Origin of the sequence: Kluyvera sp. STS39-E, assembly GCF_040932435.1 — a bacterium.
Taxonomy (GTDB): Bacteria; Pseudomonadota; Gammaproteobacteria; order Enterobacterales; family Enterobacteriaceae; genus Kluyvera.
This window is the reverse complement of record NZ_JBFQGA010000011.1, coordinates 1-19,454: the sequence shown is the minus strand read 5'-3', so window position 1 is coordinate 19,454 and position 19,454 is coordinate 1. Positions and strand designations below refer to the sequence as shown.

Below are 19,454 nucleotides of genomic sequence, written 5' to 3'. Positions count from 1 at the left end.
TCGTCTGTTTTTGAGCATATTTGTAATTTATGACTAAAAACTCGACACCCATCACTAATCTGATCATTTATGTCATTAAAATGAGCGAAAGAAGACAAAATCACATAGGACTAAACAGATATGACCAGAATTGCATGCGTTGGAATAACCGTTCAGGATCGTATTTATTCCCTAAGCGCTCTTCCTGACGGCGGTGGGAAATATCAATCTCATCAATACATGGAGACAGGGGGTGGGCCAGCGGCAACGGCGGCGGTCGCGATAGCTCGGCTCGGGGTTGACGTTGATTTTATTGGTCGCGTAGGGGACGACAGTTGCGGCAATACGTTGCTTAAAGAACTTCAGGGGTTTGGGGTTAATACCGAATTTTGTCGTCAGTACCCCAACGCACGCTCCTCACAATCAGCCATCCTGGTCGATCAACACGGGGAACGTATTATTGTTAACTACCCTAGCCCCGACCTAAATACCGACGCACAATGGTTGGAGTCGATTGATTTTACGCGTTACGACATAGTCCTTGCTGATGTTCGTTGGCACGAAGGCACATTGAAGTCTTTTGCCCTAGCTCGTGCGGCGGGGGTGATGACGCTGCTTGACGCTGATATGACGCCGCAGGATATCTCCCCCTTGGTCGCGCTCGCCGATCATGCCGTTTTCTCGACGCCTGGGCTGAAAAGAATGACCGGGAAGGATGGCGCCGAAGTAGGTCTGAATCAGGCCGCAAAGCACACCGATGGAAAAGTCTACGTGACGCTTGGTGGCGAGGGGTCGCTTTGGCTTGAAAATGGGCAACAGTATCAGCAGCCAGCATTTTCTATCGATGTCGTAGATACAACTGGGGCTGGCGATGTTTTTCATGGTGCAATGGCCGTCGCTCTGGCGGAAAAAATGCCCACGGCAGAAGCAATTCGCTTCGCTAGCGCGGTAGCTGCCATGAAATGTACTCAGCCCGGTGGACGAGCCGGTATTCCTAATCGTGAGCAAACCGAATCATTTTTGTCACTTTATGCGTAAAATGGTCAATATTTACGGGGAAGAGTACAGGAGTATTCATGAGCATCACTGAAGTCACCGGCAATCCACGTCACGATCAGCTGGTTCACTACATTGCAGAACGCGGCTATATGAATATCGAAGAGCTGGCGCAGCTGCTGGATGTCTCCACGCAAACCGTGCGTCGGGATATTCGTAAGTTAAGCGAACAGGGCCTGATCACCCGTCATCATGGCGGCGCAGGGCGGGTATCTAGCGTAATGAATACCGCTTTTGAGCAACGAGAGCTTTCGTTAACGCAGGAAAAACGCGCTATTGCGGAGGCGGTTGCTGATTATCTTCCTGAACGCTGCACCGTTTTTATTACCATCGGCACAACGGTGGAAGCCGTTGCCCGCGCACTACTCAACCGTCGCGATCTGCGCATCATCACCAACAGCCTACGCGTAGCACAAATTTTATATAAAAATCAAGATATTGAGGTCATGGTGCCCGGAGGGACATTACGCGCGCATAATGGCGGTATCGTCGGGCCTGGAGCAGTAGATTTTATCGAAGGTTTTAGGGCTGACTACCTGATCACCAGTGTTGGCGCTATTGAACAAGACGGGACACTGCTGGAGTTTGATGTGAATGAAGCGCTGGTTGTTAAGACGATGATTAAAAATGCCCGCAATACCCTGCTCATCGCCGATCACACGAAATTCGCCGCATCCGCAGCCGTTTCTATCGGTAATGCGCGTAAAGTCCAAGCATTCTTCACCGACGTACCGCCACCCAACTCTTTCAATCAACTCTTAAATGAAGAAAATGTTGAGTTAATCGTTGCAGAACAGGAAGTTGCCTAAAGTCTTCGACGTAAAAAAAGCCGCTGAAAACTCAGCGGCTTTTTATGTATCAGGCAGACTCACATCTACCCCAACCTACAATCCTTACAAGAAGACTAATTAATCTTCTTTAGGACCACGGTTCGCACGTTTGCGATCGTTCTCGGTCAGGTGACGTTTACGGATACGGATAGAAATTGGAGTAACTTCTACCAGTTCGTCGTCATCGATGAATTCCAGAGCCTGTTCCAGAGTCATTTTCTGAGCTGGAACCAGGGTGGTAGCTTCATCAGTACCGGAAGCACGCATGTTGGTCAGTTTTTTACCGGTCAGGCAGTTTACAGTCAGGTCGTTAGAACGACTGTGAATACCGATGATCTGGCCTTCGTAAACTTCTGCACCGTGACCCAGGAACAGCTTACCGCGATCCTGCAGGCTGAACAGTGCGAACGCAACTGCTTTACCCTGGCCGTTGGAGATCAGTACGCCGTTCTGACGCTGGCCAACTTCGCCCGGACGAACATCGTCGTAGTGGCTGAAGGTGGAGTACAGCAGACCGGTACCGGAGGTCATGGTCATGAATTCTGAACGGAAGCCGATCAGACCACGGCTTGGGATCACGTAGTCGAGACGTACGCGGCCTTTGCCATCTGGATTCATGTTTTTCAGGTCGCCTTTACGCTCACCCAGTGCCTGCATAACAGAACCCTGGTGCTGCTCTTCGACGTCCAGCGTTACGTTTTCGAATGGCTCTTGTTTACGGCCATCGATTTCGCGGAAGATTACTTTCGGACGGGAAACCGCCATCTCGAAACCTTCACGACGCATGTTTTCAATCAGAACGGACAGGTGCAGCTCACCACGACCAGAAACGCGGAATGCGTCAGCATCCGGAGTTTCTTCAACGCGCAGCGCAACGTTGTGTACCAGTTCTTTCTTCAGACGGTCAAGGATCTGACGAGAAGTAACGTATTTACCTTCTTTACCGCAGAACGGAGAAGTGTTGACGTTGAAGAACATGGTTACGGTTGGCTCATCTACGGACAGCGCTGGCAGCGCTTCAACATTCTGCGGATCGCAGATGGTGTCGGAGATGTTCAGCTCGCCCAGACCGGTAATCGCGATGATATCGCCAGCTTCCGCCAGGTCGCTATCAATACGTTCCAGACCCAGGTGAGTCAGGACTTTACCGACTTTACCGTTACGGGTTTTGCCTTCGCTATCGATGATAGTGATCTGCTGGTTCGGTTTAACTTTACCGCGTTTGATACGGCCGATACCGATAACGCCAACGTAGTTGTTGTAGTCCAGCTGGGAGATTTGCATCTGCAGCGGGCCATCCAGGTCTACGTCTGGAGCAGGAACATGGTCAACAATCGCCTGGTACAGCGGGGTCATGTCTTCCGCCATATCTTCGTGATCAACGCCAGCAATACCATTCAGCGCAGAAGCGTAAATGATAGGGAAGTCCAGCTGTTCGTCGGTCGCATCGAGGTTAACGAACAGGTCGAAGACCTGGTCAACAACCCAATCAGGACGCGCGCCAGGACGGTCAACTTTGTTGATAACAACAATTGGTTTCAGGCCATGAGCAAATGCTTTTTTAGTCACGAAGCGCGTCTGCGGCATCGGACCATCCATTGCATCAACAACCAGCAGCACGGAGTCAACCATGGACATAACGCGCTCAACTTCACCACCGAAGTCGGCGTGCCCTGGGGTATCAACGATGTTGATACGGTAATCATTCCATTTGATAGCGGTGTTTTTCGCGAGGATGGTAATCCCACGCTCTTTCTCCAAATCGTTGGAGTCCATCACACGCTCTTGTGTTTCAGCACGCGCATCAAACGTACCGGATTGCTGGAGCAGCTTATCAACCAGGGTAGTCTTACCATGGTCAACGTGCGCGATGATGGCGATGTTACGCAAATTTTCGATCACAACTTTGCCTCGGGCATTAGAAATAGCGCGTTATTGTACACGGATTAATCGCACTACAAAACAGGATCACAGAGATCCTCCGCAAACAAGTATTGCAGAGTTTCTTTGTGATCGCTTTCACGGAGCATAAAAAGGGCACCTAATCACAATTTGCACCAATATGGTGCTCAGCAATGACAGATAAGCACTATAATGGTGCAAAGAAGCTATCATGGTGCAGCCCTTTTGCACTATGGTGCGCATGATAACGCCTTTTGGGGGTGATTTAAAAGTTGGCACAGATTTCGCTTTATATTTTTTAGGGCAACAACGCCACTTTAAGCAGTGATTGAAGACCTCGTTACCACGACGACAATGATAAAATCCGGGAGATGTTAAGTATGTCCGCTGAACACGTTTTGACGATGCTGAATGAGCACGAAGTGAAATTTGTCGATTTGCGCTTCACCGATACCAAAGGTAAAGAACAGCACGTCACTATTCCTGCTCATCAGGTAAATGCCGAATTCTTTGAAGAAGGCAAAATGTTTGACGGCTCCTCAATCGGTGGCTGGAAAGGCATTAACGAATCCGACATGGTTCTGATGCCAGATGCGACTACCGCTCTCATCGACCCGTTCTTTGAAGAGTCTACCCTGATCATTCGTTGCGACATCCTGGAACCAGGCACGCTGCAGGGCTATGACCGTGACCCACGCTCCATCGCTAAACGTGCTGAAGAGTATCTGCGCGCTACCGGCATCGCGGACACCGTTCTGTTCGGGCCAGAGCCAGAATTCTTCCTGTTTGATGACATTCGTTTCGGCGCATCCATCTCCGGTTCCCACGTTGCTATCGATGATATCGAAGGCGCATGGAACTCCTCCACCAAATACGAAGGTGGTAACAAAGGTCACCGTCCTGGCGTGAAAGGCGGTTACTTCCCAGTTCCTCCGGTCGATTCCTCCCAGGACATCCGTTCTACCATGTGTCTGATCATGGAAGAGATGGGTCTGGTTGTTGAAGCGCATCACCACGAAGTGGCGACCGCAGGCCAGAACGAAATCGCCACCCGCTTTAACACCATGACCAAAAAAGCGGATGAGATTCAGATCTACAAATACGTTGTGCACAACGTTGCACACCGTTTCGGTAAAACCGCGACCTTCATGCCAAAACCAATGTTTGGCGATAACGGTTCCGGTATGCACTGCCACATGTCTCTGTCCAAGAACGGCGTAAACCTGTTCTCCGGCGACAAATACGCAGGTCTGTCCGAGCAGGCGCTGTTCTACATCGGTGGTGTTATCAAACACGCTAAAGCGATCAACGCCCTGGCGAACCCAACCACCAACTCTTACAAGCGTCTGGTCCCAGGCTACGAAGCTCCAGTTATGCTGGCTTACTCTGCCCGTAACCGTTCTGCTTCCATCCGTATCCCAGTGGTTGCTTCTCCGAAAGCGCGTCGTATCGAAGTGCGCTTCCCAGATCCAGCGGCTAACCCGTACCTGTGCTTTGCAGCCCTGCTGATGGCTGGTCTTGATGGTATCAAGAACAAAATCCACCCAGGCGAAGCAATGGACAAAAACCTGTACGACCTGCCACCAGAAGAAGCGAAAGAGATCCCACAGGTTGCAGGTTCTCTGGAAGAAGCACTGAATGCGCTGGACGCAGACCGTGAGTTCCTGACGGCTGGCGGCGTGTTCACTGATGAAGCTATCGATGCTTACATCGGTCTGCGCATTGAAGAAAACGACCGCGTACGCATGACGCCACACCCGGTTGAGTTCGAACTGTACTACAGCGTTTAATCGTAATTTGAGTTGTTCTGTCCAGATGACGTCGCGCCACGGTCAACAGGCCTTGGCGTAATCTTCTGGAATTGAGTTGCCGTGGAAACTTTCAGCCCATCTCAGGATGGGCTTTTTTCTCCACCAACAGCCTGATATTTCGCGCTTTTTATCAATAAAAAGCTATAATGCACTAAAACAGTGCAAGCCTTTTCAGGAGACTGCTAAATGGCAACAGGCGCACTGCCCGATGCTGGGCAGATCCTTAATTCGTTAATCAACAGCATCTTATTGGTCGATGACGACCTCGCCGTACACTACGCGAATCCCGCGGCCCAACAGTTGTTGGCGCAGAGCGCGCGTAAGCTTTTCGGCACCCCGCTTCCAGAGCTGTTGAGCTATTTTTCGCTGAATATTGGCTTGATGCAGGAAAGCCTGCAAACGGGCCAAGGGTTTACCGATAGCGAAGTCACACTGGTCATCGATAGTCGGTCGCATATTCTCTCTCTCACAGCTCAGCGCCTTCCTGATGGCTTTATCCTGCTGGAAATGGCCCCGATGGATAATCAGCGCCGCTTGAGCCAAGAGCAGCTCCAGCACGCCCAGCAAATCGCCGCTCGCGATCTGGTGCGTGGCCTAGCGCATGAGATTAAAAACCCGCTGGGAGGCCTGCGCGGTGCAGCACAGCTATTAAGCAAGGCGCTGCCCGATCCGGCGCTCACCGAATACACCAACGTGATTATCGAACAGGCCGACCGTCTGCGAAATCTGGTCGACAGGCTGCTGGGGCCGCAGCATCCCGGTACACATGTGACCGAAAGTATTCATAAGGTCGCGGAACGCGTGGTGAAGCTGGTCTCAATGGAGCTGCCAGACAACGTCACGCTGGTGCGCGACTACGATCCGAGTTTGCCGGAGCTTCCGCACGATCCAGACCAGATAGAGCAGGTTTTGCTGAATATTGTGCGCAATGCCCTTCAGGCTCTTGGGCCGGATGGGGGCGAAATCGTCCTGCGTACCCGCACCGCTTTTCAGCTCACGCTGCACGGCGTTCGCTATCGCCTGGCCGCCAGGATTGATATCGAGGATAACGGCCCCGGCATTCCATCACATTTGCAGGACACGTTGTTCTACCCAATGGTCAGCGGCCGTGAAGGCGGCACCGGGCTGGGTCTGTCGATTGCGCGCAGTCTTATCGATCAGCACTCCGGCAAAATTGAATTTACCAGTTGGCCGGGTCATACCGAGTTCTCGGTTTACCTGCCAATCAAAAAATAAGGTGTGTTTATGCAACGAGGGATAGTCTGGGTCGTAGATGACGATAGCTCCATCCGTTGGGTGCTTGAACGCGCACTCACCGGTGCTGGGTTGACCTGCACGACGTTTGAGGGCGGGAAAGAGGTGCTGGAAGCGCTGGCAACCAAAACCCCTGACGTACTGATGTCCGATATTCGCATGCCGGGTATGGACGGTTTAGCGCTGTTAACGCAAATCAAGCAGCGTCATCCGATGCTTCCGGTCATCATAATGACCGCGCATTCCGATCTGGATGCCGCGGTGAGCGCCTATCAGCAAGGTGCGTTTGATTACCTGCCAAAACCATTCGATATTGATGAAGCTGTCGCGCTGGTTGAACGTGCCATTAGCCATTATCAGGAACAACAGCAGCCGCGTAATGTGCAGGTGAACGATCCAACAACCGATATTATCGGTGAAGCGCCGGCCATGCAGGACGTATTTCGCATTATCGGTCGCCTATCCCGCTCCTCTATCAGCGTGCTGATTAACGGTGAGTCCGGCACGGGTAAAGAGCTGGTCGCCCATGCGCTGCATCGCCATAGCCCGCGAGTTAAAGCACCGTTTATCGCACTGAATATGGCCGCTATCCCGAAAGATCTGATCGAGTCCGAGCTGTTTGGTCATGAAAAAGGGGCATTTACCGGCGCCAATAACGTTCGCCAGGGGCGTTTTGAACAGGCCGACGGCGGCACCTTATTCCTTGATGAGATCGGTGATATGCCGATGGACGTTCAAACCCGCTTGCTGCGCGTGCTGGCCGACGGCCAGTTCTACCGCGTTGGCGGCTATGCGCCGGTGAAGGTGGATGTGCGCATTATTGCGGCTACTCACCAGAACCTTGAACAGCGCGTGCAGGAGGGGAAATTCCGCGAGGATTTATTCCACCGCCTAAACGTCATCCGCGTACACCTGCCACCGCTACGCGAGCGCCGAGAAGATATTCCTCGTCTGGCACACCATTTCCTGCAGGTTGCCGCGCGCGAGCTGGGCGTAGAAGCCAAGCTGCTGCATGCGGAAACCGAAGCCGCGCTAACGCGTCTGGCTTGGCCGGGTAACGTTCGTCAGTTGGAAAACACCTGCCGCTGGCTGACGGTGATGGCCGCCGGGCAAGAGGTGCTGATTCAGGATTTGCCGAGCGAACTGTTTGAAGCCAGTATGCCGGATAGCACCACGTCGTCTTCGCTGCCGGATAGTTGGGCCACGCTGCTCGCACAGTGGGCCGACCGCGCGTTACGTTCCGGTCATCAAAACCTGCTTTCCGAAGCACAGCCTGAGATGGAACGGACGCTGTTAACCACCGCGTTGCGTCACACACAGGGGCATAAACAGGAAGCGGCACGTCTGCTGGGTTGGGGGCGTAATACGCTCACGCGTAAGCTCAAAGAGCTGGGGATGGAGTAACGGCGAGCCGGATAGCGCTGACGCTTATCCGGCTTACCTGTGCTAGTAGCCTGTCTGCCCGGTAAACCGGGCGCGACTTAAATCACCCGCGAGAACTGCTGCATCCGCGCTTTTTGGCGGAGATAGGCGTCAAAGCACATACAGATATTGCGAATTAGCAGGCGGCCTTTCGCCGTCACCTGAATGCCTTGCGCATCGATATCCACCAGCCCATCATTCGCCAGCGGTGCCAGTAACGCTAAGTCGGGTGCAAAATATTCGCTAAAGTTGAGATCCCACGCTTTTTCCACCGCCGTAAAGTCGAGCGCGAAGTTGCAGATAAGCGCCTTAATCACATCACGGCGAATACAGTCATCGCGCGTTAAGGCAATGCCACGCCACAGCGCGTTGCCCTGCTCAGCTACCTGCTGATAGTACAGCTTCAACTCTTTCTGGTTCTGCGCGTAGCAGTCGCCAATCATGCTGATAGCGGAAACGCCCAAGCCCAACAGGTCGGTATCGCCTTGAGTTGTGTAGCCTTGGAAGTTACGGTGCAATACGCCTTCACGCTGCGCTACCGCCAGTTCGTTATCCGGGCGAGCAAAGTGATCCATGCCGATAAACTGGTAGCCAGCTTCAGTCAATGAGCCGATGGTTTCTTGCAGAATATCCAACTTCTGCTGCGCTGATGGCAGGTCGTGGTCCTTGATTTTACGCTGTGCGGCGAACAGTGTCGGCAGATGTGCGTAGTTAAAGACGCTCAGACGATCGGGGTTCAGCTCCGCAACGCGTTTTAGCGTGAAGGCAAAGCTTTCCGGCGTCTGCTTCGGCAGGCCGTAGATCAGGTCAATATTGGTCGACGTGAAGCCGATTTCACGGGCGCGGTTGAGCAACGCAAAAATGAACTCTTCATCCTGCTCGCGGTTAACCAGCCGCTGGACTTCTTTGTTGAAGTCCTGCACGCCCATGCTCAGGCGGTTAAACCCTTCACTGCGTAAATGATCAATGACGTCCAGCTCGATTTCACGCGGATCGACTTCAATTGAAATCTCCGCATCAGCATCAAAATGGAAGTTCTCGCGCAACAGCGACATCAGGCGGCTGATTTGCGCTTTATCGAGATAAGTTGGCGTACCGCCGCCCCAGTGCAGCTGGCTGACATGACGGCCAGAGAATAACGGCGCACGCTGGCGAATCTCCCGCTCTAGGACGTCGAGATATTGATCGGCTTTGTGCTGCTGACGGGTAACAATTTTATTGCAGCCACAGAAGTAACAGAGCTTATGGCAGAACGGGATATGCACGTACAGAGACAATGGCCGTTCTGGGTAACGCGCGACGGCGTCAAGAAACTCACTTTCGCCAAAGGCGTCAGAAAATTCCAGCGCGGTGGGATATGAGGTATAGCGTGGCCCGGAATAGTTATATTTCTGGATCAGGGCCAGATCCCAGTCGATTAACTGCACAGACATGCTCACTCCTTGCGATGGCGTCGAGAACGACGACGGCTTGCCGGCGTGGCCGCACTACTGCGCCACAGCCGGTTGCGCAGCCAACTTTGACGCCGCGACAACCGTCGTAGTTTAACGAATAACCACCCCAGATAACATACAACCAAAAGGGTTATAAGCAGGACTGGCAAGCCAATCGGGTGCAAACGTTAGTTTCCACCTCGCAGCAGGCGCATCATGTCTTCCTTGCCCTCTTCTTCCTCTTCGTCTTCTTCTTCGTCCTCATAGGTGAGGCCAAGCTGCTGCATCAGCTCATCAATTCGGTCCAGTTTGGCATCAACCCACTTCTGCTCTTCAGCAGACAGGACTTCGTCATTTTCCAGACGTTCCAACAGCGCATCCAGGCGCTCATCACTCTCCAGCATATCCAGCTCGGCCTGCGGTGAAAGCATAGGTTTCTCGCTCTTCGGTTTGTGCTGTTTCACGACAGGCGCATCGGTTACGCCCAGCGCGATCGGTTTTTTACTACCAATACGAGGATCTTGTTGCTGCTTCTGTTTGTTGCCGCCGGATGCACCGTCGGTGCCTTTCGCACGGCTGCCCGCCGCGTTGCCGCGGTGCTTTTTGTCGTTCTTACGGTCGCGCGCTTCGAGGTTCAGTTCTTCACGCGTTTTACGACGCTGTTTGCCCGGTGCTTTACTACGCGGTGCAGAGGTTGGTTTTTTCATGATGTCAGTCTTTAAGCCGTTTTATTCAGTATAGAATTGAGCCGGAATCTAGCAGAAAGCAAACAAAGAAAAAAGGCGACAGAGTAATCTGTCGCCTTTTTTCCTGACTCACAACCCATTACGGGTTCCACATTCCATGTTGGCTTACAACACGCCCTGTTTATCCATTAGCTTTATAACAGTCCCTGTTATTGTTCCCTATCCCTGCGTAGCGTCTCCAGACGCGGGTCATCCTGACAGATTCCGTAGGTCTTCGCCTCTTGGCGCTCCTGACCCCTCATCCTGAGTCTAAATCCTTCTGGCACCCTTGCCGATGGGTGATACTTTAGCGCGTTGAGTTAAACTAACAAGCAATGAAACAGTGAAAAATGGACAATCCAGAATATTGCCCAATAGCAAACATTTGATTTTAAATGGTTTGATTATTATATCTTCTGCTTTTTCTCTTAGATTTCTCATGATTCGAATGGCAAATGTCTTACAAACGAAGGGGCATGTGCTTACATCTATTGAGATCTGAGGAAAACCAGCCTTTTTCTGCCGTTCGGGTATAATCGCCCCCATTGCATGATTTAACGGAGACGACCGTTTTGACAAACCTAAATTACCAACAGACGCATTTTGTGACCAGTGCGCCTGATATCCGCCACTTACCTTCCGATACCGGAATCGAAGTGGCGTTCGCCGGCCGTTCCAACGCAGGCAAATCCAGTGCGCTAAATACGCTGACCAACCAGAAAGGCCTGGCTCGTACCTCAAAAACGCCGGGGCGTACCCAGCTTATCAACCTGTTTGAAGTGGTTGAAGGTAAGCGTCTTGTCGACCTGCCAGGCTACGGTTATGCGCAGGTTCCGGAAGAAATGAAGATCAAATGGCAGAAGGCGCTGGGTGAATACTTAGAAAAGCGTCTGTGTCTGAAAGGATTAGTCATCCTGATGGATATCCGCCACCCACTGAAGGACCTCGATCAGCAGATGATCGAATGGGCCGTCGCGAGTGATATCCAAGTTCTGGTACTGCTGACTAAGGCCGATAAACTGGCAAGCGGTGCACGTAAAGCGCAGCTTAATCAGGTGCGTGAAGCGGTAGTGGCCTTTGACGGCGACGTGCAGGTTGAAGCATTCTCATCGCTGAAAAAGCTGGGCGTGGACAAACTACGTCAGAAGCTGGATAGCTGGTTTAGCGAGATCCCGCCACAGGAAGAGCCTGAAGCAGCAGAAGAATAATTCCGCCATAACCCCGGTTCGCGGCGCCTAGCGCCCTGTTCCGGGTTCGAACGCCTCCCTCTCTTTCCCCCACCATTATCATCATGACTGATGCGAAAACTTTTCTTTCGCCCAATAAAAAACGCCCCAGTCATTACTGACTGGGGCGGCTAAAATATTCAGCCAAATCCGATTACGTGAAGTAAAAGGTCTGAAAGATAGAACATCTTACCTCTGTACCCTACGAGATTAACTCTACTCTTTTTTAGAGTTCACAGAAAGCACTTTCTGTAGTTTTTTTTCATCTATTACATAACGAATTCTAATGCTCATCACAAAAATAGATAAGTTATGTTGCTTACTTACATAAAATGCCGTTTATCATCGAACAATTAATGCGCTTGATCCCAGTTTTCACCGCTGCCCACTTCCACCAGCAACGGCACATCCAGCTGCGTGCTGTTTTCCATCAGCTCATGCACTTTCTTCGCCACCGCGTCCACGTCATCTTTATGCACTTCAAAGACCAATTCATCGTGCACCTGCATGATCATGCGTACGCGTGGCTTTTCACCTTCCAGCCAACTATCTACCGCAATCATCGCCCGCTTAATTACATCAGCGGCAGTTCCTTGCATCGGGGCGTTAATCGCCGCGCGCTCGGCACCGGCCCGGCGCGCACCGTTACTGGATTTGATATCAGGAAGGTACAGACGGCGGCCATCGAGCGTTTCAACGAAGCCCTGTTCTTTCGCCTGCGCACGGGTGCGTTCCATATAGTCCAGTACGCCAGGATAACGTTCGAAGTAGAGATCCATATACTTCTGCGCTTCTTTACGCGGGATGTTTAGCTGACGTGCTAGGCCAAAAGCGCTCATGCCATAAATCAGACCGAAGTTTATCGCCTTCGCACTGCGACGTTGCTCGCCAGTCACACTCTCCAGCGGCAGACCAAACACCTCTGCAGCGGTGGCACGGTGAATGTCTTTACCTTCGGCAAACGCCTTCAGCAGCCCCTCGTCGCGAGAGAGATGCGCCATAATGCGCAATTCAATTTGCGAGTAGTCCGCAGAAACGATGACGTAATCTTCCGGCGCAATAAACGCCTGACGAATACGACGTCCTTCTTCACTGCGCACCGGAATGTTTTGCAGGTTAGGATCGGTGGAGGACAGACGTCCGGTTGCCGTCACCGCTTGGTGATAAGAGGTATGAACGCGCCCCGTTTTCGGGTTGATCATCAGCGGCAGCTTATCGGTATAGGTCGACTTCAGCTTCGCCAACCCACGATACTCTAAAATCACCTTCGGCAGCGGGTAATCTAGCGCCAGCTCTTCTAGCACTTCTTCCGACGTAGACGGCGCGCCGCCCGGCGTTTTCTTCAGCGGCTTGATTCCCTGTTTTTCAAACAGAATGGTCTGCAGCTGTTTTGGCGAGGAGAGGTTAAATTCTTCACCAGCAATCTCATAGGCTTTTTGCTCCAGCTCAACCAGACGCTTACCGATTTCCTGCGAGTGCGCGTGCAATACGGTAGGGTTAATTTTTACCCCATTACGTTCAATACGCGACAATACCGGCACCAATGGGATTTCAATCTCATTGAAAATGCGCAGCGGCCCTTCGGTCTTCTGCAGTTTTGGCCACATTTTCAGATGCAGTTGCAGCGTGACATCCGCATCTTCTGCCGCATAGCGGCCGGCTTCTTCAAGCGCAATCTGGTTAAAGGTAAGCTGATTTTTACCCTTTCCGGCAATCTCTTCAAAGGTGATGGTTTTATGCTTCAACCAGCGGTCGGAGAGGCTGTCCATATCATGACGACCACCAACGCTATCCAGCGTATAGGACTCCAGCATGGTGTCGAAGGCAATACCACGCAGCTCAATGTCGTAGTTGGCGAGAATACCGCGATCGAATTTCAGGTTTTGGCCAACTTTCAACAGACTGTCATCTTCCAACAGCGGTTTAAGCAGCTCCAGAACACGCTCACGTGGGATCTGATCCGGTGCATCGAGATAGTCATGAGCAACCGGCACGTATGCAGCAACGCCGGGCTCAATCGCAAACGACAGACCGACCATATTGGCGGAGATGTTATCGAGGCTATCTGTTTCGGTATCGAAGGCGAACAGCGGCGCTTTTTTCAGTTTTTCTATCCACGCCAGCAGCGTTTCTTCATCGAGAATAGTGACGTAATTTTCCGATGACAGCGCCGTGGCCGGCTCAGCTTCTTCTTCCGGCTCAGCGGCGGATGCAGCTTGCGCAGGTTTTGCCGCTGGCTTACCGCCTTTGGATTGCATCCAGGTGCCCGATTCGACGTCGGTTATCCAGCGTTTAAACTCATACTTTTTAAACAGTTCCAGCAACTCATCTGCCGCTGGCGGTGAAACGGTTAGCTGTTCACAGCCTAGCTCCAGCTCGACATCCGTTTTAATGGTTGCCAGTTTGTAGGAGAGATAGGCCAAATCTTTATTCTGCTCAAGTTTCGCCGCCATGGTTTTCGCACCGCGGAAGGTCAATCCGGCAATTTTTTCAGGCTCGCCGTATAGCGCATCCAGTCCACCAAGACCCTGCAGCAACGCTTGTGCCGTCTTCTCGCCCACGCCCGGAACTCCCGGGATGTTATCTGAGGAGTCGCCCATCAGCGCAAGGAAATCAATAATCAGCTCAGGTGGTACGCCGTATTTCGCGACCACTTCGTCAGGACCGAGGATAGTATTGGTCATGGTGTTAATGAGCGTAATACCCGGCGTCACCAGTTGCGCCATATCTTTATCACCGGTGCTGATCAACACCGGGCGACCGATTTTTTCCGCTTCACGAGCCAGCGTACCAATAACATCGTCAGCTTCCACTCCAGAGACCGCCAGCAGCGGCAGCCCCATTGCTTTTACCATGGTATGCAGCGGTTCAATCTGCGCGCGCAGATCGTCCGGCATTGGCGGACGATGGGATTTGTAGTCCTCAAACAGTTCGTCACGGAAGGTTTTGCCCTTCGCATCAAAAACCACAACCGCATGTGTCGGCTGATACTGCAAAATCAGGCTGCGCAGCATATTCAACACGCCATACATGGCGCCAGTTGGCTCGCCTGCACGGTTCGTCAGCGGTGGGAAAGCATGATATGCCCGATAGAGATAAGAGGAGCCATCAACGAGGATAAGAGGGTTTTCTGGGATCTGAACCATAATTTCCGTGCCTGTTTATCAGATTATGGGTAAAGGATGCCACAGACAGCATGAAAACATGAATCTTTCGCCAAAATAACGCGAAAAGATTTAAAGATCTTCGCGATCGCGCGTAAAACAAATTGTGGATAAGTTTGTGAATAGTTTTATTTTACTTATAACATATGATATTTAACCCCGCGTTAAATGAAAAATAATTATTATTTTTCAATCTGTTATGTGTGTTACGTTACAAAATTTCATGTTCTGATGATAATTCACACAATGTGGATAGAGATAATGTCCTTTTTTCTACCCCGCTAAGACCCATCATTTAGCGTGTTTTCTGGTAAAATTGGCCTCTTGCGCTCTTTTATCTGTGCACGTTAAATAACTAACTATCTGAATAAAAAAACTATGTCGAGATTGCTCGCTGCGATAACACTACCCATTAGTATCGCGCTCACCATTTTGCTGACTATATTGTGCTCAATTCCCATCATCCTCGCAGGGGTCATCAAGCTTATCCTCCCTGTCCCGGCGATCTGGCGTTCAGTCTCGGTATTTTGTAATTTTATGATGTATTGCTGGTGCGCGGGACTCGCAGCACTGCTGCATCTCAATCCTTGGCTCAAATGGGATATTCAGGGGCTGGATACCTTAAATAAGAAGAACTGGTATCTACTTATCTGTAATCACCACAGCTGGGCTGATATTGTCGTGCTATGTGTTATTTTCCGTAACCATATCCCGATGAATAAGTATTTCCTCAAGCAGCAGCTGGCTTGGGTACCGTTTATGGGACTGGCATGCTGGGCGCTAGACATGCCTTTTATGCGCCGCTATTCGCGCAGCTACCTTATTCGCCATCCTGAACGTCGCGGTAAAGATGTGGAAACGACTCGTCGCTCGTGCGAAAAATTCCGCGCTCACCCAACCACCATCGTTAACTTTGTGGAAGGATCACGCTTTACGTCAGAAAAGCGCCAAGAGACCCGTTCGCCGTATAAGCACCTGCTGCCGCCTAAAGCTGCAGGGATCGCTATGGCGCTAAATGTATTGGGATCTCAGTTTGATAAGCTGCTCGACGTGACTCTTTGCTACCCGGAAAATGATAAGACGCCGTTTTACGATATGCTGAGCGGGAAGTTGACGCGCATTGTCGTCCGCGTCAATCTTCGGCCAATCGATCCGGAGATGCACGGCGATTATGTTGGAGATAAGAACTTCAAAAGGCGCTTCCAGCTGTGGCTGAATGCGTTATGGGACGAGAAAGACCAACAGATAGAGGCATACAAAAACGCCGGTCAGTGACCGGCGTTTTCATTTTATTTCATCTCAACGAGCTGTTTTACGGTATCAGCATATTGAGCCACAAAGACATCCATGTTGCTGGTGTCCATCCCCTGTGGGTTCAACTGATATTTGCCGTTAACAAACATTGCCGGAACGCCCTGCAGCTGGAGATCGGCTGCCGCTTTTTCCTGCTGAGCAACCATCGATTTCACGACAAAGCTGTTCCACGCTGCATCATAATCTTCGCCTTTCACGCCAGCGTTAATGAAGACGTTACGAATATCCGCAACCGTTTGAACCGTTTGTGTTTTCTGTACGGCTTCAAACATTGGTACGGTGACTTTGTCTTCAACGCCCAGCGCCATTGCCACAGCCCACGCCTGAGTCAGGTCTTTGCCTAATGGGCCAAGGAACTCAACGTGGTACTTCGTCATTTTGACGCCTTCAGGAAGTTTTTTCTTCACGTTATCAGAAACGTGCAGAACTTCCTCGAACTGATAGCAATGCGGGCAGTAGAAGGAGAAGAACTCCAACACCTGCGGCTCACCTGCAACCGGCTTATCAATAGTAATGTACTGTTTGCCTTCGGTGATCTGAGCAGCAGATGCGCTGAATGCCAGAATCATACCTGCCAGCGCAAGCCAAACCTTTTTCATAACTCACTCTCTCCTGACTGTGTCGAATTAATACATTGGCGTTAGCTGTAGAGGGGGTTCTTGCAGAACCTTCACCTGCTCAACGAAAGTAGCAATCTGCCGATGCCAGAAATCTTCCCCGGTTAACCAAGGAAAATTTTTCGGAAATGCAGGGTCATCCCAGCGCCGGATAATCCAGGCAAGATAATAAACCAACCGCATTGCGCGTAAAGGCTCAATCAGCGCCAATTCATCTGAATCAAAGCTGCTGAATTCTTCATAAGCCTCTACGATCATTTCAAGCTGCATACGTCTCTCAGCAACAGAGCCATTAAGCAGCATCCAAAGATCCTGAACCGCTGGGCCGTTGCGCGCGTCATCAAGATCGACAAACATCGGGCCATCGCGCCAGAGAATATTTCCGGCATGGCAATCCCCATGCAGGCGTAGCGCGTTAAAACGCCCGTGCCATTGTCCCATGACCGCGTCTATTAGTGCGTCGGTTGCTTTGAGGAACCGCTCTTTTAACCCTGAAGGGATCAGTGCGGAATGTTCAAATAGCGCGCGCGGCTCAATAAGGTACTCTTTAACGCCAATATCAGGACGAGACACAAAGCGCGATTTGCGCCCGGTTTGATGCAGTCGGCCCAGGTAGCGGCCAACCCACTCCATCTGATCCAAGTTATCGGACTCAAACTGTCGGCCACCTACGCTCGGAAATACCGTGAAGTAGAAACCATCGTGGGTAAGCAGGGTTTTATCGTTAAAGGCGAGCGGAGCCGCAACCGGTACATCATCCTGTACCAGTTCCAGCGCAAATTGGTGCTCTTCAAGAATCTGCGCGGCAGACCAGCGTTCTGGACGATAGAACTTCACTACCATACGGCGGCGGTCTTCATCCTGAAACTGGTAGACCCGGTTCTCATAGCTATTTAGGGGGGTGAGACCAGAATCCACCCGGATGCCCTGTTCAAACAGAGCATCGATAATTGTATCCGGGTGGAGAGTCTGGAAATTGAAAGCCTTGTCGTTCATCCTGACATCCGACTAACGATACGAATGAGTCAGGATATCATTTCGCAGCGAGTTGATCGGCTCTGCTTACAACCTTTTACTCTTTAATTACGCCGCGAGCGCGCAGCAGGGCGGTTTTGAAATCTTCTTCATAATCTTTCTGAATACCGGGGATCACTGCGTCCTTTGCGGAGTCGCGCATTTTCAGATGATAGATCAGAATATCGTCCGTTAAATCCGCCAATTCGCCGTCATAGCCTGACTCTTTCGCCAGTTTCTGCAAAAATTGCATAAGATTCAGCTCAGGCTCTTTTTGCCAGGCTGGCTGGAGGAGTTCAATAACTTCATTCAGACGTTTACATTTCATGGTCGTGCTCCTTACGCTTGATGAAGATACGGTAGCAGGGTAAACCCCACAATAAAAGAGGCGATAGCAGTGAAAGCGAAGAGCCAGGTAACCGGCGTGGTGCTGGCAGGCGGCAAGGCCTCCAGAATGGGTGGTGAAGACAAAGGTCTGATGCGGTTAAACGACAAACCGTTATGGCAACATGTAGCCGACTGCCTGTGTCCACAGGTGGACGCTATCGTGATTAGCGCAAATCGCAATCTGGATACATATCGGGAGAGCCATTTTCCAGTGATCGCCGATGCACTCCCAAATTATCCAGGACCGTTGGCCGGTATGCTATCGGTGATGCAGCAGATTCCTGATGAATGGTTTCTCTTCTGCCCGTGTGATACCCCATTTATTCCCGCAAACTTATATCAGCGCTTAGCGGAACAACGCCATCAAGCTCCCGTAGTTTGGGTGCATGATGGCGAGCGAGATCATCCTGCCGTTGCGCTTGTTCATCGAAGTCTGGCCGCGAAGATAGAGGAATATCTCGCTCGCGGAGATCGGCGCGTTATGCTGTTTATGCGCGAAGTTAATGGCCATTCGGTTGATTTTAGCGACATGCAATCCGCATTTCGCAATATTAATACGCCCGATGATTTGCAGCAAAACCAGGCGGTCGAATGATTCCATTATTGGCCATTGCAGCCTGGAGCGGCACGGGGAAAACGACGCTGTTAAAAAGAATCATCCCTGAACTTTGTGCTCGGGGCATTCGCCCTGGGCTAATTAAGCACACCCATCACAATATGGATGTGGATAAACCAGGCAAAGATAGTTACGAACTCCGTAAGGCTGGGGCCGCTCAAACGCTGGTTGCCAGCAAGCAGCGATGGGCGCTGATGACCGAGACGCCGGAAGAAGAGGAGCTTGATCTCACGTGGCTGGTGAGCCGAATGGATGCATCAAAGCTAGATTTGGTGCTGGTTGAGGGATTTAAGCATGAATCGGTGGCCAAGATTTTGCTCTTTCGTCAGGCAACCGGACATCGTATTGATGAACTAGCAATTGATGAACATACGATCGCGGTGGCTAGCGACGTTGCGTTGGATATCGATATTCCAATGCTGGATCTCAATAATCTCGATGAAATCGTTGAGTTTATTGTCGCGTGGCTTGCCACTGCCGGGTGATAACTAGAAACGAGAACAATGTGAAAGATCCCGTAGGCCGGATAAGGCAACGCCGCCATCCGGCAATCTGCACCGGGCGTGCCTGATGGCGCTGCGCTTATCAGGCCGACACCATGAGCCGTTAATGCCATTTCCCCAGACCACAGACGCAAAAAAGCCCATCCGTTAGGATGGGCTTCTTCACTATTTGATGCCTGGCAGTTCCCTACTCTCGCATGG

16 protein-coding genes are annotated in these 19,454 nt (G+C 51.3%); 9 read left to right on the top strand and 7 right to left on the bottom strand.

The features are described 5' to 3' along the window. Positions 1–120 precede the first annotated feature (120 nt). Both AB4K05_RS21095 and AB4K05_RS21090 read left to right on the top strand, forming a co-directional pair. Positions 121–1,017: a sugar kinase gene (locus AB4K05_RS21095; protein WP_368481792.1), complete on the top strand. Its 897-nt coding sequence runs from the start codon at positions 121–123 to the stop codon at positions 1,015–1,017. A 38-nt stretch (positions 1,018–1,055) separates the two neighbouring features. Further along, the gene (locus tag AB4K05_RS21090) at positions 1,056–1,844 is read left to right on the top strand and encodes a DeoR/GlpR family DNA-binding transcription regulator (protein WP_368481791.1); all 789 of its coding nucleotides are present in this window, start codon (positions 1,056–1,058) and stop codon (positions 1,842–1,844) included. 99 nt (positions 1,845–1,943) lie between these two features. Here AB4K05_RS21090 and typA read toward each other — a convergent pair whose 3' ends face one another. Then, positions 1,944–3,767 carry a ribosome-dependent GTPase TypA gene (gene typA / locus AB4K05_RS21085; RefSeq protein WP_368481790.1) on the bottom strand — a complete coding sequence of 608 codons (1,824 nt, stop codon included), beginning with the start codon at positions 3,765–3,767 and terminating at the stop codon, positions 1,944–1,946. A gap of 380 nt (positions 3,768–4,147) precedes the next feature. On the opposite strand from typA, the gene glnA reads away from it, so the two are divergent. From glnA to glnG, 3 genes are all read left to right on the top strand, one after another. Further along, complete coding sequence (glnA, locus tag AB4K05_RS21080; RefSeq protein ID WP_368481789.1) at positions 4,148–5,557, top strand: glutamate--ammonia ligase; 1,410 nt, start codon at positions 4,148–4,150, stop codon at positions 5,555–5,557. A gap of 207 nt (positions 5,558–5,764) precedes the next feature. Continuing rightward, the gene (gene glnL, locus AB4K05_RS21075; protein ID WP_368481788.1) at positions 5,765–6,814 is read left to right on the top strand and encodes a nitrogen regulation protein NR(II); all 1,050 of its coding nucleotides are present in this window, start codon (positions 5,765–5,767) and stop codon (positions 6,812–6,814) included. Between the two features lie 9 nt (positions 6,815–6,823). Beyond that, positions 6,824–8,236, top strand: a complete 1,413-nt coding sequence (glnG, locus tag AB4K05_RS21070) for a nitrogen regulation protein NR(I) (protein WP_368481787.1) — start codon at positions 6,824–6,826, stop codon at positions 8,234–8,236. A gap of 77 nt (positions 8,237–8,313) precedes the next feature. Here the strand turns inward: glnG and hemN are convergent, their stop codons facing one another. Both hemN and yihI read right to left on the bottom strand, forming a co-directional pair. Next, positions 8,314–9,687 (bottom strand): oxygen-independent coproporphyrinogen III oxidase, encoded by a 1,374-nt coding sequence (gene hemN, locus AB4K05_RS21065; protein ID WP_368481786.1) that lies wholly within the window; start codon positions 9,685–9,687, stop codon positions 8,314–8,316. Positions 9,688–9,875: 188 nt separating this feature from the next. Beyond that, on the bottom strand, positions 9,876–10,394 hold the full coding sequence (gene yihI / locus AB4K05_RS21060; RefSeq protein WP_368481785.1) for a Der GTPase-activating protein YihI: 519 nt from the start codon (positions 10,392–10,394) through the stop codon (positions 9,876–9,878). 590 nt (positions 10,395–10,984) lie between these two features. On the opposite strand from yihI, the gene yihA reads away from it, so the two are divergent. Further along, a complete protein-coding gene (yihA, locus tag AB4K05_RS21055) occupies positions 10,985–11,620 on the top strand; it encodes a ribosome biogenesis GTP-binding protein YihA/YsxC (RefSeq protein ID WP_368481784.1) in 636 nt (211 codons plus the stop codon). A gap of 371 nt (positions 11,621–11,991) precedes the next feature. Here the strand turns inward: yihA and polA are convergent, their stop codons facing one another. Beyond that, complete coding sequence (gene polA, locus AB4K05_RS21050) at positions 11,992–14,784, bottom strand: DNA polymerase I (RefSeq protein ID WP_368481783.1); 2,793 nt, start codon at positions 14,782–14,784, stop codon at positions 11,992–11,994. Between the two features lie 396 nt (positions 14,785–15,180). On the opposite strand from polA, the gene AB4K05_RS21045 reads away from it, so the two are divergent. After that, positions 15,181–16,077, top strand: a complete 897-nt coding sequence (locus AB4K05_RS21045; RefSeq protein ID WP_368481782.1) for an acyltransferase — start codon at positions 15,181–15,183, stop codon at positions 16,075–16,077. A 14-nt stretch (positions 16,078–16,091) separates the two neighbouring features. Here the strand turns inward: AB4K05_RS21045 and dsbA are convergent, their stop codons facing one another. From dsbA to AB4K05_RS21030, 3 genes are all read right to left on the bottom strand, one after another. After that, on the bottom strand, positions 16,092–16,715 hold the full coding sequence (gene dsbA / locus AB4K05_RS21040) for a thiol:disulfide interchange protein DsbA (protein WP_368481781.1): 624 nt from the start codon (positions 16,713–16,715) through the stop codon (positions 16,092–16,094). A gap of 27 nt (positions 16,716–16,742) precedes the next feature. Continuing rightward, positions 16,743–17,729, bottom strand: a complete 987-nt coding sequence (locus AB4K05_RS21035; protein WP_368481780.1) for a serine/threonine protein kinase — start codon at positions 17,727–17,729, stop codon at positions 16,743–16,745. A gap of 76 nt (positions 17,730–17,805) precedes the next feature. After that, the gene (locus AB4K05_RS21030; protein ID WP_052284157.1) at positions 17,806–18,075 is read right to left on the bottom strand and encodes a YihD family protein; all 270 of its coding nucleotides are present in this window, start codon (positions 18,073–18,075) and stop codon (positions 17,806–17,808) included. A 69-nt stretch (positions 18,076–18,144) separates the two neighbouring features. Here AB4K05_RS21030 and mobA point away from each other — a divergent pair, with 69 nt between their 5' ends. Both mobA and mobB read left to right on the top strand, forming a co-directional pair. Further along, on the top strand, positions 18,145–18,729 hold the full coding sequence (mobA, locus tag AB4K05_RS21025; protein WP_368481779.1) for a molybdenum cofactor guanylyltransferase MobA: 585 nt from the start codon (positions 18,145–18,147) through the stop codon (positions 18,727–18,729). Further along, entirely contained in the window at positions 18,726–19,235 is a 510-nt protein-coding gene (mobB, locus tag AB4K05_RS21020) for a molybdopterin-guanine dinucleotide biosynthesis protein MobB (RefSeq protein ID WP_368481778.1), read from the top strand. The genes mobA and mobB overlap by 4 nt, the downstream gene beginning before the upstream one ends. Positions 19,236–19,454: the final 219 nt, after the last annotated feature.

What these genes read in the sequence shown, in the direction of transcription:
- glnA (WP_368481789.1), top strand. Translation starts at nt 4,148, where the DNA reads ATGTCCGCTGAACACGTTTTGACGATGCTGAATGAGCACGAAGTGAAA.
- AB4K05_RS21095 (WP_368481792.1), top strand. Translation starts at nt 121, where the DNA reads ATGACCAGAATTGCATGCGTTGGAATAACCGTTCAGGATCGTATTTAT.
- AB4K05_RS21045 (WP_368481782.1), top strand. Translation starts at nt 15,181, where the DNA reads ATGTCGAGATTGCTCGCTGCGATAACACTACCCATTAGTATCGCGCTC.
- yihI (WP_368481785.1), bottom strand. Translation starts at nt 10,394, where the DNA reads ATGAAAAAACCAACCTCTGCACCGCGTAGTAAAGCACCGGGCAAACAG.
- hemN (WP_368481786.1), bottom strand. Translation starts at nt 9,687, where the DNA reads ATGTCTGTGCAGTTAATCGACTGGGATCTGGCCCTGATCCAGAAATAT.
- AB4K05_RS21090 (WP_368481791.1), top strand. Translation starts at nt 1,056, where the DNA reads ATGAGCATCACTGAAGTCACCGGCAATCCACGTCACGATCAGCTGGTT.
- dsbA (WP_368481781.1), bottom strand. Translation starts at nt 16,715, where the DNA reads ATGAAAAAGGTTTGGCTTGCGCTGGCAGGTATGATTCTGGCATTCAGC.
- AB4K05_RS21035 (WP_368481780.1), bottom strand. Translation starts at nt 17,729, where the DNA reads ATGAACGACAAGGCTTTCAATTTCCAGACTCTCCACCCGGATACAATT.
- glnL (WP_368481788.1), top strand. Translation starts at nt 5,765, where the DNA reads ATGGCAACAGGCGCACTGCCCGATGCTGGGCAGATCCTTAATTCGTTA.
- glnG (WP_368481787.1), top strand. Translation starts at nt 6,824, where the DNA reads ATGCAACGAGGGATAGTCTGGGTCGTAGATGACGATAGCTCCATCCGT.
- AB4K05_RS21030 (WP_052284157.1), bottom strand. Translation starts at nt 18,075, where the DNA reads ATGAAATGTAAACGTCTGAATGAAGTTATTGAACTCCTCCAGCCAGCC.
- polA (WP_368481783.1), bottom strand. Translation starts at nt 14,784, where the DNA reads ATGGTTCAGATCCCAGAAAACCCTCTTATCCTCGTTGATGGCTCCTCT.
- mobB (WP_368481778.1), top strand. Translation starts at nt 18,726, where the DNA reads ATGATTCCATTATTGGCCATTGCAGCCTGGAGCGGCACGGGGAAAACG.